This is a genomic window from Nonomuraea sp. N2-4H (assembly GCF_045291505.1).
GTDB lineage: Bacteria > Actinomycetota > Actinomycetes > Streptosporangiales > Streptosporangiaceae > Nonomuraea > Nonomuraea fastidiosa.
In genome coordinates this window covers 3971090-3985644 of record NZ_CP147987.1, presented here as the reverse complement: position 1 = coordinate 3985644, position 14555 = coordinate 3971090, and the positions used below count along the sequence as shown (strand labels likewise).

General features: G+C 71.9%; 14 protein-coding genes and 1 pseudogene. 6 read left to right on the top strand and 9 right to left on the bottom strand.

The features are described from left to right. Positions 1 to 179 precede the first annotated feature (179 nt). The 3 genes from lnt to WBK31_RS18520 all read left to right on the top strand — a co-directional run bounded on the left by lnt (position 180) and on the right by WBK31_RS18520 (position 3193). Complete coding sequence (gene lnt / locus WBK31_RS18530; protein WP_364052885.1) at positions 180 to 1727, top strand: apolipoprotein N-acyltransferase; 1548 nt, start codon at positions 180 to 182, stop codon at positions 1725 to 1727. Continuing rightward, on the top strand, positions 1724 to 2476 hold the full coding sequence (locus tag WBK31_RS18525) for a polyprenol monophosphomannose synthase (protein ID WP_364052882.1): 753 nt from the start codon (positions 1724 to 1726) through the stop codon (positions 2474 to 2476). The genes lnt and WBK31_RS18525 overlap by 4 nt, the downstream gene beginning before the upstream one ends. Before the next feature lie 210 nt (positions 2477 to 2686). Beyond that, positions 2687 to 3193 carry an FxsA family protein gene (locus WBK31_RS18520; protein WP_364052879.1) on the top strand — a complete coding sequence of 169 codons (507 nt, stop codon included), beginning with the start codon at positions 2687 to 2689 and terminating at the stop codon, positions 3191 to 3193. 240 nt (positions 3194 to 3433) lie between these two features. On the opposite strand, the gene WBK31_RS18515 is transcribed toward WBK31_RS18520, so the two are convergent. Further along, positions 3434 to 3778: an RNA polymerase-binding protein RbpA gene (locus WBK31_RS18515; RefSeq protein WP_364052876.1), complete on the bottom strand. Its 345-nt coding sequence runs from the start codon at positions 3776 to 3778 to the stop codon at positions 3434 to 3436. Between the two features lie 492 nt (positions 3779 to 4270). Between WBK31_RS18515 and WBK31_RS18510 the strand changes: the two genes are divergently transcribed. From WBK31_RS18510 to WBK31_RS18500, 3 genes are all read left to right on the top strand, one after another. Continuing rightward, the gene (locus tag WBK31_RS18510; protein WP_364052873.1) at positions 4271 to 4477 is read left to right on the top strand and encodes a cold-shock protein; all 207 of its coding nucleotides are present in this window, start codon (positions 4271 to 4273) and stop codon (positions 4475 to 4477) included. A 317-nt stretch (positions 4478 to 4794) separates the two neighbouring features. Beyond that, complete coding sequence (locus WBK31_RS18505) at positions 4795 to 5817, top strand: universal stress protein (RefSeq protein ID WP_406675305.1); 1023 nt, start codon at positions 4795 to 4797, stop codon at positions 5815 to 5817. 333 nt (positions 5818 to 6150) lie between these two features. Continuing rightward, the gene (locus WBK31_RS18500; protein WP_406675304.1) at positions 6151 to 7413 is read left to right on the top strand and encodes an MFS transporter; all 1263 of its coding nucleotides are present in this window, start codon (positions 6151 to 6153) and stop codon (positions 7411 to 7413) included. A 248-nt stretch (positions 7414 to 7661) separates the two neighbouring features. On the opposite strand, the pseudogene WBK31_RS18495 reads toward WBK31_RS18500, so the two are convergent. The 8 genes and pseudogenes from WBK31_RS18495 to WBK31_RS18460 all read right to left on the bottom strand — a co-directional run. Further along, positions 7662 to 7766: pseudogene (locus WBK31_RS18495) on the bottom strand (ArsR family transcriptional regulator); the annotation flags it as partial. Positions 7767 to 8166: 400 nt separating this feature from the next. Then, the gene (locus WBK31_RS18490) at positions 8167 to 9600 is read right to left on the bottom strand and encodes an MFS transporter (protein ID WP_364052861.1); all 1434 of its coding nucleotides are present in this window, start codon (positions 9598 to 9600) and stop codon (positions 8167 to 8169) included. A 69-nt stretch (positions 9601 to 9669) separates the two neighbouring features. After that, the gene (locus tag WBK31_RS18485) at positions 9670 to 10464 is read right to left on the bottom strand and encodes a glycerophosphodiester phosphodiesterase (RefSeq protein ID WP_364057437.1); all 795 of its coding nucleotides are present in this window, start codon (positions 10462 to 10464) and stop codon (positions 9670 to 9672) included. A 39-nt stretch (positions 10465 to 10503) separates the two neighbouring features. Then, positions 10504 to 11043, bottom strand: coding sequence for a TrmH family RNA methyltransferase (locus WBK31_RS18480; protein ID WP_364052858.1), 540 nt, complete (start codon positions 11041 to 11043; stop codon positions 10504 to 10506). Beyond that, positions 11040 to 11630 (bottom strand): methyltransferase, encoded by a 591-nt coding sequence (locus tag WBK31_RS18475; RefSeq protein WP_364052855.1) that lies wholly within the window; start codon positions 11628 to 11630, stop codon positions 11040 to 11042. The genes WBK31_RS18480 and WBK31_RS18475 overlap by 4 nt, the downstream gene beginning before the upstream one ends. An 11-nt stretch (positions 11631 to 11641) precedes the next feature. Next, the gene (locus tag WBK31_RS18470) at positions 11642 to 12589 is read right to left on the bottom strand and encodes a VWA domain-containing protein (protein ID WP_364052852.1); all 948 of its coding nucleotides are present in this window, start codon (positions 12587 to 12589) and stop codon (positions 11642 to 11644) included. After that, positions 12586 to 13524: a DUF58 domain-containing protein gene (locus WBK31_RS18465; protein WP_364052849.1), complete on the bottom strand. Its 939-nt coding sequence runs from the start codon at positions 13522 to 13524 to the stop codon at positions 12586 to 12588. The genes WBK31_RS18470 and WBK31_RS18465 overlap by 4 nt, the downstream gene beginning before the upstream one ends. Continuing rightward, positions 13521 to 14522 carry an AAA family ATPase gene (locus WBK31_RS18460; protein WP_364052846.1) on the bottom strand — a complete coding sequence of 334 codons (1002 nt, stop codon included), beginning with the start codon at positions 14520 to 14522 and terminating at the stop codon, positions 13521 to 13523. The genes WBK31_RS18465 and WBK31_RS18460 overlap by 4 nt, the downstream gene beginning before the upstream one ends. Positions 14523 to 14555 lie beyond the last annotated feature (33 nt).

Below are 14555 nucleotides of genomic sequence, written 5' to 3'. Positions count from 1 at the left end.
CGGTTGCCGCCGCGAAGCCGGAGCTTGACGCCCTGGCCGCCGCCGGTGAGGCGCAGCCGGCCGCCACGGCCGGCGCTGCTCAGGCGCCGCCCGATGTCCATGCCGCTGGAGCCGAGGCGCGGTCCGAGGCTCAGGGGGCATCCGAGGGCGATGCCGGGCGCTCGGGGGAGGGGCGTGCGGTGCCGGGGGAGAGGTGGCAGGTGCTGCTCGCGCGGATGCTCGCCGCCGTCACCGGTGGCGTGACGCTGTTCCTGGCGTTCCCGCCGCTCGACTGGTGGCTGTGCGCGCCGCTCGGCATCGGCCTGATCGCCGCCTCCCTCTACGGCGCCCGCCCCCGCCGCGCCGCCTGGCTCGGCTACCTGGGGGCGGCGGCGTTCCTGCTGCCCGGCGTCGCCTGGGTGCGCACGATCGGCGACGACGTGTGGCTCATGCTGGTGGCCACCGAGAGCGTCTTCTACGCCGCCATGGCCGCGCTCGCGGCGCCGGTGTTCCGGCTGCGGGCCTGGCCGCTGTGGTTCGGCGGCCTGTGGGTGCTGATGGAGTGGGCGCGCGGCCTGGTGCCGATCGGCGGCTTCCCGTGGGCGCGCGCGGCCTTCAGCCAGGGCGAGTCGATGTTCACCCCGTACGCCGCGCTCGGCGGCGCGCCGCTGGTGTCGTTCGCGGTCGCGCTGTGCGGTGCGCTGCTCGCGTACGCGGTGGTGGACCGGCGGCAGTTCGCGGTCAAGGGCCCGATCGGGGGCGCGGGCAGGCTGGTGCCGGTCGCGCTGGCGGTGGCCGTGCCCGTGCTGGGGCTCGCGGTGCCGAGGTACGGCGACGAGGGCCGTACCGTCAACATCGGCATCGTGCAGGGCAACGTGCCGGGCCGCGGCATGTACGCGCTCGGCGACGAGCCCGCCGTGGTGCTGCGCAACCACGCCAACGAGACCAAGCGCCTGGCCCAGGCCGTACGCGACGGCAAGCTGCCCAAGCCCGACATCGTGGTCCTGCCGGAGAACTCCACCGACATCGACCCCTACCGCGACGAGTACGCCCGCCAGGTCATCCACGACTCCGTGCGCGACGTCGGCGTGCCCACGCTGGTCGGGGCGGTCGTGGCCATCGGCGAGGAGAACCGCGCCACCCGCAGCCTCGTCTGGGACCCGGTGACGGGGCCTGGCGCCTACTACGACAAGCAGCATCTGGTGCCGTTCGGGGAGTACACCCCGTTCAAGGAGATCGTGCTGGCGCTGTGGGAGCGGGCGAACCTCGTCGGCAGGCAGTCGGTGCCCGGTGACAAGCCGGGCGATCTGAAGATGGGGCCGGTCACGATCGGCGCCGTCAACTGCTACGAGGTGGCCTACGACGACACCGTACGCGGCACCGTGCGGGCCGGCGGCACCCCGCTCGTCGTGCAGACCAACAACGCCAGCTACGCCCTGTCCAACCTGCCGCCGCAGCAGCTCGCGATGTCCAAGCTGCGTGCGGTCGAGCACAACAGGGCCGTGGTCACCGCCGCCACGACCGGTATATCCGCTTATGTCACGCCTGACGGTAAGGTCTCCTGGCAGACCCGTGAGCTTGTCGCTGACATGAACGTGGTCAAGGTGCCCGTACGTACGCAGGAAACAATCGCCACAAAGGTGGGCGCACTTCCTGAATGGGCATTGATGGTAATGGGAGCGGCGGCTGCCGGGTTCGCCGCGTGGCGTGGCAGGCGGCGAGCCGATCAAATGAGGAACGACGGATGATGGAGAGTCTCGGCCGGGTGCTCGTCGTCGTGCCGACATACAACGAGCGCGACAACCTGCCGGCGATCGTCCAGCGCGTACGCGCGGCCGTGCCGGAGGCCCATGTGCTGGTGGCCGACGACAACAGCCCCGACGGCACGGGCGAGGTGGCCGACGCCCTCGCCGCCGACGACGAGCAGGTGCACGTCCTGCACCGGCCGGGCAAGCAAGGACTCGGCGCGGCCTATATCGCCGGGTTCCGCTGGGGGCTCGACGAGGGCTTCGACGTACTGGTCGAGATGGACGCCGACGGCTCGCACCAGCCCGAGGAGCTGCCGAAGCTGCTGCAGGCGCTGGCCGACGGCGCCGACTTGGCCATCGGCTCCCGGTACGTGCCGGGCGGCAAGGTCGTCAACTGGCCGCAGCGCCGCGAGCTGCTGTCCAAGGGCGCCAACCTCTACACGCGGGTGATGCTCGGCCTGCCGGTCCGTGACGCGACCGCGGGCTTTCGCGCCTACCGCGCGGCCACGCTGGAGAAGGTGGGCCTGGCCGGCGTCGAGTCGCAGGGCTACTGCTTCCAGGTTGACCTGACGCTGCGCACCGCGCGTAACGGGCTGCGGGTGGTGGAGGTGCCGATCACGTTCGTGGAGCGGACGGTCGGCAAGAGCAAGATGAGCGGCAAGATCATGTCCGAGGCGCTGTGGCGGATCGGCATGTGGGGCGTCACCGGGTTGCCCAAGCGCCTCAAGGGGGACGGGCCGCGCGGCTAGCGCCAGAGGGCGGGCGGCTCCTGCGGCTTGCCGCAGGGGCGGAGGATCGCGCGGCCCGCGGCATCCGGCGGAACCCGTAACGGCGTGCCCGAGCGCTTCATCCCGATGCAGGCGGAGGATCGCGCGGCCCGCGGCATCCGGCGGAACGCTCAGCAGGCGCCGGGCGTTGTCCAGTGCAGTGACGCGTGTGCGGAAACGAGGATTTGAACGATGCGGCTGCTGCTCTTCCTGGCCTTTCTGGTCATCCCCATCCTGGAGATCTGGCTGCTCATCCAGGTCGGCCAGGTGATCGGCGGACCGGCCACGATCGCCCTGCTCATCGCCGACAGCCTGCTGGGCGCGTGGCTGGTGCGGCGCGAGGGCAGGAGGGCGTGGCGGGCGCTGCAGGAGGCCCTGCAGAGCGGCCGGATGCCCGATCGGGAGCTGGCCGACGGCGGCATCATCCTGGTGGGCGGCACGCTGCTGCTCGCGCCCGGCTTCTTCCTCGACGTGTTCGGCCTGCTGTGCCTGATCCCGGCCACGCGGCCGATGATGCGCCGGCTGGGCTCGTGGTTCTTCGAACGGCGGATCAAGCGGCTGGCGCAGTCGTCCCCCTACGCGAACCTCTTCCCGCCCACGTCCGGCTTCCCCGGCGACGACCCCGGCCCCGCCTCAGGCGCGCCTCGCGGCACCCGCGTGGTGCACGGCGAGGTCATCCGCGACGACAACGAGTCCTGAAGCGCATCCGGCTCTCAACCGCATCCGGCCCGAGGAATGCTCGACGGGTTGCAGGGGCGTTCGATTGGCCGAGGACACCACACGTGCGGCCGACAGAGGACACAACAGTGCGGCCGGCCGAGGACACAACACGTGCGGCCGACAGAGGACACAGCGGCCGGCCGAGGGCACAAGTGCGGCCGGCCGAAGGCACAGAGAAACCCCCGGGCCTGAAGCCCGGGGGTTCACCGTGAGAGGAGGTCAGGCGCTCTTGCGACGCTGGGCCCGGAGGACCGCGAGCCGCTCGTTGAGCACCTCCTCAAGATCTTCGATGGACCGCCGCTCCAAGAGCATGTCCCAGTGCGTCCGCGGGGGCTTGGTCTTCTTGGATTCCGGCTGCTCGCCGTCCACCCGCACCGCGGTGGCGCCGCACATCCGGCACTCCCAGCTGGCGGGAATCTCGGCCTCGGCGGCAAGCGGAACCTCGAAGCGATGGCCCTTCGGACAGGTGTAGGACACCTCCTGGCGCGGAGCCAGGTCCGTGTTACGGTCGTTCTCGTAGCTGGTTGCCCCGAGCCGGGTGCCACGAAGCGCGCGCTCGCCCATGTTTACATGCCTCCTACAGGGCCCCCTTGCGTGGGGGGTCTGTCTCCCACGGTGTCTAACGCTTGGTACCGTGATGGGATTCCCACCTGTGAGGTGATCCAATCGCGCTTGGGGCCATGGTTCTTCAGGTGATCGCCGATCAGGGCCGTAACCTGCGGTGATGCCGGTGCTCGCGCGGCACGGGGGGCATATATCCGGATTTTTTTGCCCGCACGTAGCCCGCCGTCCGGCGCGTGAGCCGCCCCGCCTGCCGTCCCGCCGCGTGCCATGAGGGGCGAAGCGCTCGCTCCGGTGGCCGGGTTTGGCGGCCGGGGGGATGCGTGATAGCGTGAACGAGTTGCAGTTGTTGTACCCATAAGACTTTGTGCGCGTCTGGCAGAGTGCGGCTGGACGCGTTTTTTGTTTTCTCCCGGTCATCTCCGGATGGGCTTTCACGCGGCGACACCGCGGTCCGCACGGTGCGGATCGCACCCATCTCTGAAGGAGATCGACATGGCTACCGGAACCGTCAAGTGGTTCAACTCTGAAAAGGGCTTCGGCTTCATCGCGCAGGACGGCGGCGGGTCCGACGTCTTCGCCCACTACTCCAACATCGTCTCCGACGGTGGCTACCGCGAGCTGTTCGAGGGGCAGAAGGTGTCCTTCGACGTCGTGCAGGGCCAGAAGGGCCCGCAGGCGGAGAACATCGTGGCCGCCTGACCAGGCGAGCATGTAACGGGCCGGGCCCGCATCCCTTCGGGGGTGCGGGCCCGGCCTTCTCGCGTGCGGGGCCTTCTCTCCGGCCGGTGCCGGCGGTTTTCAGGTGCGGGCCGGCTCGCCGTGTCCGGGCTCGCATCTGCTCCGGAGCGCAGGCCCGGGTGGTGCGCGCTGCGGAGGTTCGGGCTGCGGGGACGTCAGGCCGGTGGCCCAAGGGCAGGTCAAAGTCTCATGGCCGGAGAGTCGGGGCCGGTCGCCAGGGCAGCGCACCCATGAGGGCCGGACACCTCGTGGGGAGGGCCGTGGTGCGGGAGCCTGGCGTGGGGTTCGTCCTGGTGGGCTACGACGAGTCGCCGGGGAGCGAGCAGGCGCTGCGGTGGGCGGTGCAGGAGGCGCGGCTGCGCGGGCGCCCCGTGGTCGTCTGCCACGCCTGGCACTGGCCGTACGCGCTGCGCCCCGTGAGCCGGACGCTGCTGGCGGAGGTCGAGCAGGTCGCCGCCGGGGTCGTGGAAGAAGGCGTGCGGCGGGCGCGTGCACTGGGCGGTCCGCTGGACGTGCGTCCGCTGCTGGTCAAGCGGCCGGCCGCCGCGGTGCTGCTGGAGGCCGCTCACGAGGCGGAGCTGGTGGTGCTGGGCTCGCGCGGGGTCGGAGGGTTCGAGGACCTGCGGGTGGGGTCGGCGGCCGTCCAGGTGCCCGCGCACAGCCCCGCCCCGGTCATCGTGGTACGCCCCGACGGCTCGTCCGAGGAGCCGGCCGGTGGCGAGCAGGCCGTGGCGTACCCGGGCGACCTGTCCGGGGAGCGGGCCGGCGGTCTGGAGCGCCCTGGCGGGCCGTCGGAGAGGCAGGGCGGCGAGGAGTGGGACGTGGCGTACCCCAGCGGCGTGGCCGACGAGGACGCCGGTGGGGTGCGGATCGTGGTGGGGCTGGACGGGTCGCCGGCCAGTCAGGCGGCCTTCCGGTTCGCGTTGCGGGAGGCGGCGCTTCGCGGCGGCTCCCTCGAGGCGGTCTGCGGCTGGTGGGATCCCTGCGACCGTCCGGGGGAGGACGAGCAACCGTTCGTGGACGCCAGGTCCATCCGGGCCGGGGCCGAGAGGAGCTTCGAAGAGGCGGTGCGCCGCCTGGCCTCTGGAGGGCCTGGCGTGCCCGTGACGGCCGACTTCGTGACCGAGCGGCCGCCCAGGGCGATCGTGGAGCGCGCGAGCGGGGCGACGCTGCTCGTGCTGGGGCGCAGCGGCAGGCGGGCGGGCGCGCTCATCGGGCCGGTCCTCCAGGCCGCGCTCGCCGAAGTGCGCTGCCCCGTCGCCGTCACCCCGCCCCCGCACTCCCGGAAGTGCGCTGCGTGATCATCGTCACTCCGCTGACGCACATAGACTCCTGAGTGGTTAGCGTCCTCATGGGGAGTCTGGGGGCGGTTTTTCGGAAGAGTGATGTGTTTCACTCAACTCGATGGGCAATTCTTGCGTCGGATCTGACAGGGTGTTGATCGGTTCTGTGAAAGTGCCGGAACGCCGCATCCGGCGCGACGGCCCGTACGGCGGACCATCTCGCGTCGCGAGTTGACGTCGTACGGGCGGATCGGTTGAACTCCGGGCGGGGGCGCCAGGCGCGGAGAGCGTCCCCGCCCGGTCGCCCGTCGGCCGCCGCGCCGCGCCTCGCCGTCCACCTGAGCAGACCGCATGGCCCTGAACGGAAGGTCGATGCCCGCGCCCGATCAGCAAGCCCGGCGGGCCCGTGCCGCCGTCGCGGCGCTGTTCCTCACGAACGGCGCCGTGTTCTTCAACGTCGTCCCGCGCTACCCGGAGATCAAGGCGGGGCTCGACGTCGGCAACGCGGTCTTCGGCGGCGCGGTGGCGGGCATGCCGATCGGGGCGCTGCTGGCCGGGCTGTTCGCGGGTGCGGCCGTGCGCCGCTTCAGCTCGGCGCGGGTCGCGGCGTTCGGGGTCGTGGCCATGGCGGTCGTGACGCCGGCGATCCCGTTCGTGTCGCACTGGACGGCCTTCTGGGGCGTGCTGTTCGTCCTGGGCGCCCTCGACGCGGTCATGGACGTCGCCCAGAACGCCCACGGCCTTCGTGTGCAGCGCCTTTACCGGCGTTCCATCGTGAACTCGTTCCACGGCGTGTGGAGCATCGGCGCGGTCCTGGGCGGGCTGATGGGCTCGGCCGCCGCCGGGCTGCACCTGCCGCTCTCCGTGCACCTCACGATCTCCGCCGTGCTGATCAGCGCCGTCGCCCTGGTCGCCTACCGTTTCCTGCTCCCTGGCTCCGACGATGCCGAACGGGCGGTCGTGGCGACGCCGGCTCCTAAGCGGCCGGGCGTGCTCTCCGAGGCGTCCGGTGACGCGACGGGGCGTGCCGGCAGGCGGTGGCGGCCGGCCGTGCGGGCGCTGATCGCGCTCGGCGTGCTGGCCGCCTGCGGCGCGCTCGTCGAGGACGCGGGGGAGTCGTGGGGTGCGCTGTTCCTCAGCGGCGACCTGGGCGCCGGTGCCGCCACCGCCGGGCTCGCCGTCGTCGTCTTCCAGGCCGCCATGACCGTCGGGCGGCTCACCGGCGACCGCGTCGTGGACCGCTTCGGCAACCGGACGGTCGCGCGGGCCGGGGGCCTGCTGGCCGCCGCGGGGATGGGCGGCGCGCTGGCGGTGCCCTCCGTGGCGACGGCACTGGCCGGGTTCGCGCTGGCCGGGCTGGGCGTCGCCACCGTCGTACCGGCCGCCATGCACGCCGCCGACGAGCTGCCGGGGCTGCCTCCTGGCGCCGGGCTGACCGTCGTGAGCTGGCTGCTGCGCGGTGGTTTCCTCATCTCGCCGCTCATCGTGGGGGCCGTGGCCGACCTGGCCGGGCTGCGGATGGGCCTGCTGTCGGTCGTGTTCGCCGGAGTGATGACCGTCCTGCTCGCCCGATCCCTGGCCGGCCGCTTCCGCCCCAGAAGCGAGCGAGCGTGACGGCGGCCGTCCCTCTGCGGAGGGGCGTCAGGCGCGGCTAGGCGTCCTCCTGGGCCTCGGCGACGGCGGACTCGTACGCGAGCAGCGTGTCGACGACCAGCCGCCGCTGCTCGGCCGTCAGCGGCGCCAGCGCGCGCTGCCAGGCCCGCGCCCCCGGGGACAGCCACCGTGAGATGGCCGCGGCTCGCCGGGCTGATGTCGACGATGCGGCGGCGCCGGTCGGCGTCGTCCTCCCGCCGCTCCAGCACGCCTTTGCGGCTCAGCTCGCCGACCAGGAGGCTCACGGTGGTCGGCGCGACGCTCAGCCGGTCGGCGAGCTGGGAGACGCTCAGCGGGCCGTCGAGCAGGAGCATCGACAGCAGCGACAGATGCCGCGGCGCGAGGTCGAGCGAGCGCAGCTCCTCGGGCGGCGGATCGAGGCGCTGACCGACGCCGTCGTCGCCGTCTACGGTGAGTGGGCGCGCGAGATCGCCGAGGTCCGGCTCGTCGGCGTCCCGGCGGGCCGCTGGGGCATCGGCGGCAAGCCCGCCGCGGATCCCGCGCCGAGCGTGACGTTCGCCATCAAGGAGGCCGCCTTCGGCCGGCCGGACGCCGACGACATCGTGGCCCGCCTGATCTCCGGCGTGACGGACGTGATCGCCGCCGTCGTCGGCGAACGCGTCCGCCCCAGGGTGAGTGTCGACCTGGTGGGCATGCCCGCCGGGCGCAGCGGCGTCGGCGGGGTCGTGCTCACGTCCTAGCCGTCCGTGGGCGTCAGATGCGCTCGGGGACCTCGTTGCCGGCCGCGCGGATGGCCTTGGGCAGGTTCGTCAGCGCCAGCAGCACGAAGCCGATCACGAAGAACACGATCATCGACATGATCGCGATCCGGTAGCTGTTGGTGAGCTGCAGCGCGATCGTCACCGTCAGCGCGCCGATGAACGCCGAGCCCTTGTCGCTGATCTGCAGCAGGCTGAAGTACTCGGCCTCCCGTCCCTTCGGGATGACCAGCGAGAACAGCGAGCGCGACAGCGCCTGCGTGCCGCCCAGCACGATCGCGATCGCGAACGCCATGAGGTAGAACTGCACCGCCTGCCCCTCGGCCACGAACATGGCCATCGCCACGATCGCCGTCCACAGCACGAGGCTCGCCAGCACCGTGCGCTTGGTGCCGAAGCCGCGCGCCAGCCGGCCCAGCAGCAGCGCGCCGAAGAACGCCACGAACTGCACCATGAGGATCGCGGTGATCTGCACGGTCTGCGGCAGCTTCAGCGCCTCCGACGCGAACGCCGCGCTGTTGGCGATCACCGTCTGCACGCCGTCGTTGTAGACCAGGTACGCCACCAGGAACAGCAGCGTCAGCGGATACTTGCGCAGCCCGGCGATGGTGCGGCCGAGCTGCCGGAGGCTGCCGCCGACCGAGGCCAGCGCCGTCGTCTCGTGGGCGGGCACGGGACGGTTGCGCAGCCGCAGCAACGGGATGATCGTGAACGTCGCCCACCACAGGCCCGCCGACATCATGCAGATCCGCACCGCCATGCCCTCGGTCAGCCCGAGGTTCTCGTGCTGGAGGTAGAGGACCAGGTTGAGCGCGAGCAGCAGGCCGCCGCCGAGGTAGCCGATCGCCCAGCCGCGCGAGGAGACCGCGTCGCGTTCCTCGGCGGTGGAGATCTGCGGCAGGAACGAGTCGTACACCACGACCGAGGAGCCGTAGGCCAGGTTCGCGATGACGAACAGCACGCCGCCGAGCATGTAGCGGTCGCCCTCGACGAAGAACAGGCCCATCGCGGCCAGCGCGCCGATGTAGGCGAACACGCCGAGCATCTCGCGCTTGCGCCCGGTGTGGTCGGCCAGCGCACCCACGATCGGCAGGAACACGATCTGCAGCAGCACCGCGACCGTGGTGATCAGGCCGAAGAACGCGGCCGGCCGGATGTCGGCGCCGAGCACGTCCACGTAGCCGAGGCCGGGGTTGGCGGCGGCCAGCTCGTCGAAGGCCGACACGCACGTGTCGGAGGCCACGTCCGGGAAGTCCTTGGCACAGGCCGCGGTCTTGGCGACCGGGATCAGGTAGGGGCCGAGGAAGACCGAGATGACCGCGGTGTAGAAGGCGGAGTTGGCCCAGTCGTAGAAGTACCAGCCGCGTTGCTCGCGGCGGCGCGCTGCGGGGGAGTCGTCGAGGGCCGCGGGGGGTGCGGATGCGGGCATGGTGTCGTGTCGCTCCTCTGGGGCCCTCTGCGCGGGGGCCGGGCGTGTCGGGACGGTGCCGCTACGATCTCAGGCCGCCAGGCCGGAATGCCAGAGCCCGCGGCGGTCGAGCACGTTGCGCAGGCCGGTGACGTTGTCGGTCATGATGCCGTCGACGCCGAGATCCAGCAGCTGCTCCATGCGGGCGGTGTCGTTGATCGTCCACACGTGCACCTGCATGCCGATGGCGTGCGCCGTACGGACCAGGGCGCGCGTGGTGACCCGCAGCCCGCGGAAGCCGACCGGCACCTGCGCGCAGGGGATCCCGGAGCGCGACAGGCGCGCCAGCGTGCGGCCGTAGCCGGAGGTGGCGGCGGCGGCGCGCAGCGCGGCCACGCCGCGCGGGCCGAGCGAGGAGCACACCTCCCTGCCCAGCGCCCGCCTGGCCGCCTCCAGGCGCTCGTCGTTGAACGAGGTCAGGCAGATCCGGTCATAGGAGTTGGTACGCCTGATCGCCTCGGCCAGCGGGCCGATGGCCGCCCACTCCTTGACGTCGATGTTGAAACGGATCTCCGGCCACGTGCCGAGCAGGTCCTCCATCAGCGGGATCTCGTGCACGCCGTTGATGCGCGCCTGCTTGACCGTCCGGTAGGGCAGCTCGGAGATGCGGCCGCGCCGGTCGGTCACCCGGTCGAGGGTGTGGTCGTGGAAGGCGATCAGCACCCCGTCGGAGGTGGCGTGCGCGTCGGTCTCCAGGTACGTGTAGCCGAGCCCGATCGCGCGTTCGAAGGCGGCGACGGTGTTCTCAGCGCCCTCGGCCGCACCACCGCGGTGGGCGAAGGCCAGCGGGCCCGGATGGTCGAGGAAGGCGAATCGACGGCTCAGCACGTGGAGAAGTATGCCCCTTCGTGATGAACGGTGCGGTTACGAATCGGGGAGATTCTGCCACTCCTGCCGCCGCGCCTCGGCGAGCGCGATGGCCGCCGCGACCGCCACGTTGAACGAGCCGACCCGCCCGACCTGCGGGATGTAGCAGGCGCCGTCGACGGCCTCCAGCAGGGCCGGGGAGCAGCCGTGGTCCTCGCTGCCGACCACCAGGCACACGTCGCGGTCGAGGTCGGCGCGGTGCAGCGGCACCGACTCGGCGGTCAGCTCGATGGCCAGCACCGCGTAGCCCTCCTCGCGCGCCGCCTTGACCGCCTCGGTGGCCGGGACCGGGTCGTGCCAGGTGACCAGGCGTTCTGTGCCGAGCGCGGTCTTGCCCGCCTTGGGGTTGGTGGGCGGGGTGGCGTTGCCGGCCAGCCAGATCTCGTCCACGCCGAACGCGGCGGCGCTGCGGAAGATCGAGCCGATGTTGAACGGCCCGGTGACCGACTCGACGATGAGCGCGAGCCGGTTGCCGGTGTTCCTGCGCCAGGTGCGGTTGAGCCGCTTGACGTCGGTGGGGCGCAGCTGTTTTCTCAACGGGTCACCTTCAGGATGCGGTAGGCGGCCCGGCTGGCCTCGCGTGAGGCCTGCCAGCCCTGCTCGCCGAGCCAGCGCTGCAGGGAGTCCGAGCCGAGGTGTTTCTGGACGACCAGGTGGGCCACGCCGTCGGGCGTCAGCCGGGTCAGCCACCTGGTGAGCATCTCGTGCAGCGCCTGCTTGCCGATGCGGATCGCGGGGTTGGACCAGATGGCGCGGAACGTCACGCCGTCCGGCACCTCGTCGATGTGCACGGCGCGCACGTTGCCGAGGCCCGCCTTGCTCGCGTTGCGCTCGGTCAGCTCCAGGCCGCGCCGGTTGACGTCGATCGCCCACACCGTGGCGCCGGGCGCCCGCTTGGCCATGGTCAGCGCGATGGGCCCGTAGCCGCAGCCCAGGTCGAGCAGGTCGCCCTCCTGAGGCGGCGGCGGGACGCTCTCCAGCAGCACGCGCGTGCCGACGTCGATCCGCTCGGGCGAGAACACGCCGCGGTCGGTCTCCAGCCGCAGATGCAGGTCGGGCAGGACGAGATCGACCGACGCCGGCCTGCTCGCGGTCTCGGGCTGCTCGGAGAAGTAATGGGCCACGTCGCCAAACGTTACGGGATCCGCGTACCGAACAAGACCGCGGCGCCCGCCACCAGCAGCCCGGCCACGAGCGCGGCCACGATGAACCACTGCGTGATCTCCTGGTTGACCAGTTTGTAGCCGAGCGAGGTGCCGATCTGCTCGTAGACCTCGCGCAGCTCGCTACCGGACTCGGCGGTGTACGCCCGTCCGCTGGTGCCGTCGGCGAGCGCCTGCAGCGTCTGCTTGTTGACCGGCACGTTGACCGGGCGGCCGTCGATGTTGACCGTGCCCTCCTGGGTGCCGTACGCGATCGTGGAGACCGGCACGCCGGCCTGCGCGGCCGCCTCGATGGCCTCGCTGACCGAGCGGCCCGAGGTGTTGTCGCCGTCGGACAGCAGCACGATCGCGGCCGGCGGCGGGTCGGTCGCGGCCTGCTGGTCGAACGAGCGCACCGACTCCAGCGAGTTGAACACGGCCTCGCCGATGGCGGTGCCGGGCCGCGTGGTGAGGTTGCCGAGCGCGGTGATCACGGCCTGGTGGTCGGTGGTGGGGGAGACGATCACGTTGGCCGAGCGGGCGAAGGAGACCACGCCCACGTTGAAGCGGTCGGGCAGCTCCTGCGCGAACGCCTGCGCGGCGGCCTTGGCGGCGCTGATGCGGTCGGGCTGCACGTCGTCGGCGTCCATGGACAGCGAGATGTCCAGGGCGATGATGATGGTGGCGCGGTCGCGGGGGACGCGTACCTGGTCGGCGGGCTTGGCGGCGCCGATCACCAGCAGCGACATCATGACGAGGAACAGCGCGGGCGCCACGTGGCGGCGCCAGCCGGGCCCTGCGGGGGCGACGAGGTCGAGCAGGGCCAGATTGGTGAAGCGCACCGTGTAGCGGCGGCGCGCGAACATGGCCGCCACGTAGCCCGCCACGAGCAGCAGCACCAGCACGAACAACCACAGCCAGCCGGGGGCGAGAAACGTCATGCGGTCGGTCTCCTGTGGGCGAGGTGGCTCATGCGGCGCTGGCGCAACACGAACTGCGCGACGTCGAACACCCAGTCGCGGTCGGTGCGCAGCACCAGGTGGGCGACGCCGGCGCGGCGCAGGGCCAGGCGGGTGCCCTCGCGCTGCAGGGCCGCCGCCTCCGCGTACGCCTGCCGGATTTTCGGCGAAAGGTGCACTTCGCGTACGTTCCCGGTCTCGGGGTCGGCGAACGCGACCCGGCCCACGTCCGGCAGCTCCAGCTCGCGCGGGTCGATGACCTCGACGGCCAGCACCTGATGGCGGGCCGCCAGCCGCCGGATCGGGCGCTCCCACGGCCGCTCGGCGTCGGGGTCGAGGTCGGGACTCGCGTCGAGGAAGTCGGAGACGATCAGCCGCATGCCGCGGCGGCGGCGCGTGGCGTTCAGGATGTCGATGCCCTCGGCGAGGTCCGGCGGGTCGGGCACCACGCGGCCGCGCGGCGCGTCCATGAGGGAGTGCAGCAGGCCGTAGAGCGCGGGGCGGCCGGTGCGGGCGGGCATGCGGTGGACGTACTCGTCGTGGATGACGAGCGCGCCGAAGCGGTCGCCCATGCGGCTGGACAGGAACCCGATCGCGCCGACCGCCGCGACCACCAGGTCGCGCTTGTCGGTGTCGGCGGTGCCGAAGTCCATGCTGGGCGACAGGTCGGCCAGTGCCCAGGTCTCCAGCTCGCGGTCCGCGATCAGGTCGCGTACGTGGGGGATGGTCGTGCGGGCGGTCACCGCCCAGTCCATGCGGCGCACGTCGTCCTCGCCCGGCACGTAGACCCGGCTGTCGCCGGACTCGCTGCCGGTGCCCGGCAGCAGGCCCTGGTGCGCGCCGTGCAGCAGGCCGTCGAGCCGGCGGGTGACCGTCAGCTCGAGCCGCCGCAGCGCCTGTTCGGCAGTGGTGCTCAACGGTTCTGGTTCCAGACGACGAGGGGAGGGGGCACGGCGTGCAGGATCTGCTTGACGACGTCCTCGGGATCGACCCCGTCGGCCAGGGCGTCGAAGGTGAGCATCAGCCGGTGTGCCATCACGTCCACGGCGACGTCGCGTACGTCGTCGGGCAGCAGGTAGTCGCGCCCGCGCAGCAGCGCGAGCGCCCGCCCCGCCGACACCAGCCCGAGCGTCGCGCGCGGGCTGACCCCGACCTCGATCGTGTCGCTGAGGTCGGGCAGGCCGTACTCGGCCGGGCTGCGAGTGGACATCACCAGCCGCACGACGTAGTCGGCGACGAGCTGGTGCACCGAGACCTGCTCGGCCGCCTTCTGCAGCTCCAGCAGCTTGGGCGGGTCGAGCACGCGCTCGGGCACGGGCGGTGTGACGCTCATGCGGTGCAGGATCTCCAGCTCCTCGTGGGCGCTGGGATGGGGGACGCGCACCCGGAAGAGGAACCGGTCGCGCTGCACCTCGGGCAGCGGGTAGACGCCCTCGGACTCGATCGGGTTCTGTGTGGCCAGCACGATGAACGGCTTGGGCAGCGGATGGGTGACGCCCGCGAGCGTGACCTGGCGCTCGGCCATCACCTCCAGCAGCGCCGACTGCACCTTGGCGGGGGCGCGGTTGATCTCGTCGGCCAGCAGGAAGTTCACGAAGACCGGGCCGAGCTCGACATCGAACTTCTCGTTGGAAGGGTGGTAGACGCGGGTGCCGACGATGTCGCTCGGCACGAGGTCGGGAGTGAACTGGATCCGGGCGAACGTGCCGCCCACGACGGTGGCCAGGGTGGAGGCGGCGAGGGTCTTGGCGACCCCCGGCACCCCTTCGAGCAGGCAGTGCCCGCGCGCCAGCAGCGCCACGACGAGGCGTTCGACCATGTGGTCCTGGCCGACGATGACACGCCGGACCTCGTCGAGACTCTGACGCAGCAATGCCGCGTCGTTTCCGCCTGGCAACTCTTCGGCGACGCTCATGACGCCCATTCCACCAAACGCGCCGCAAACTCG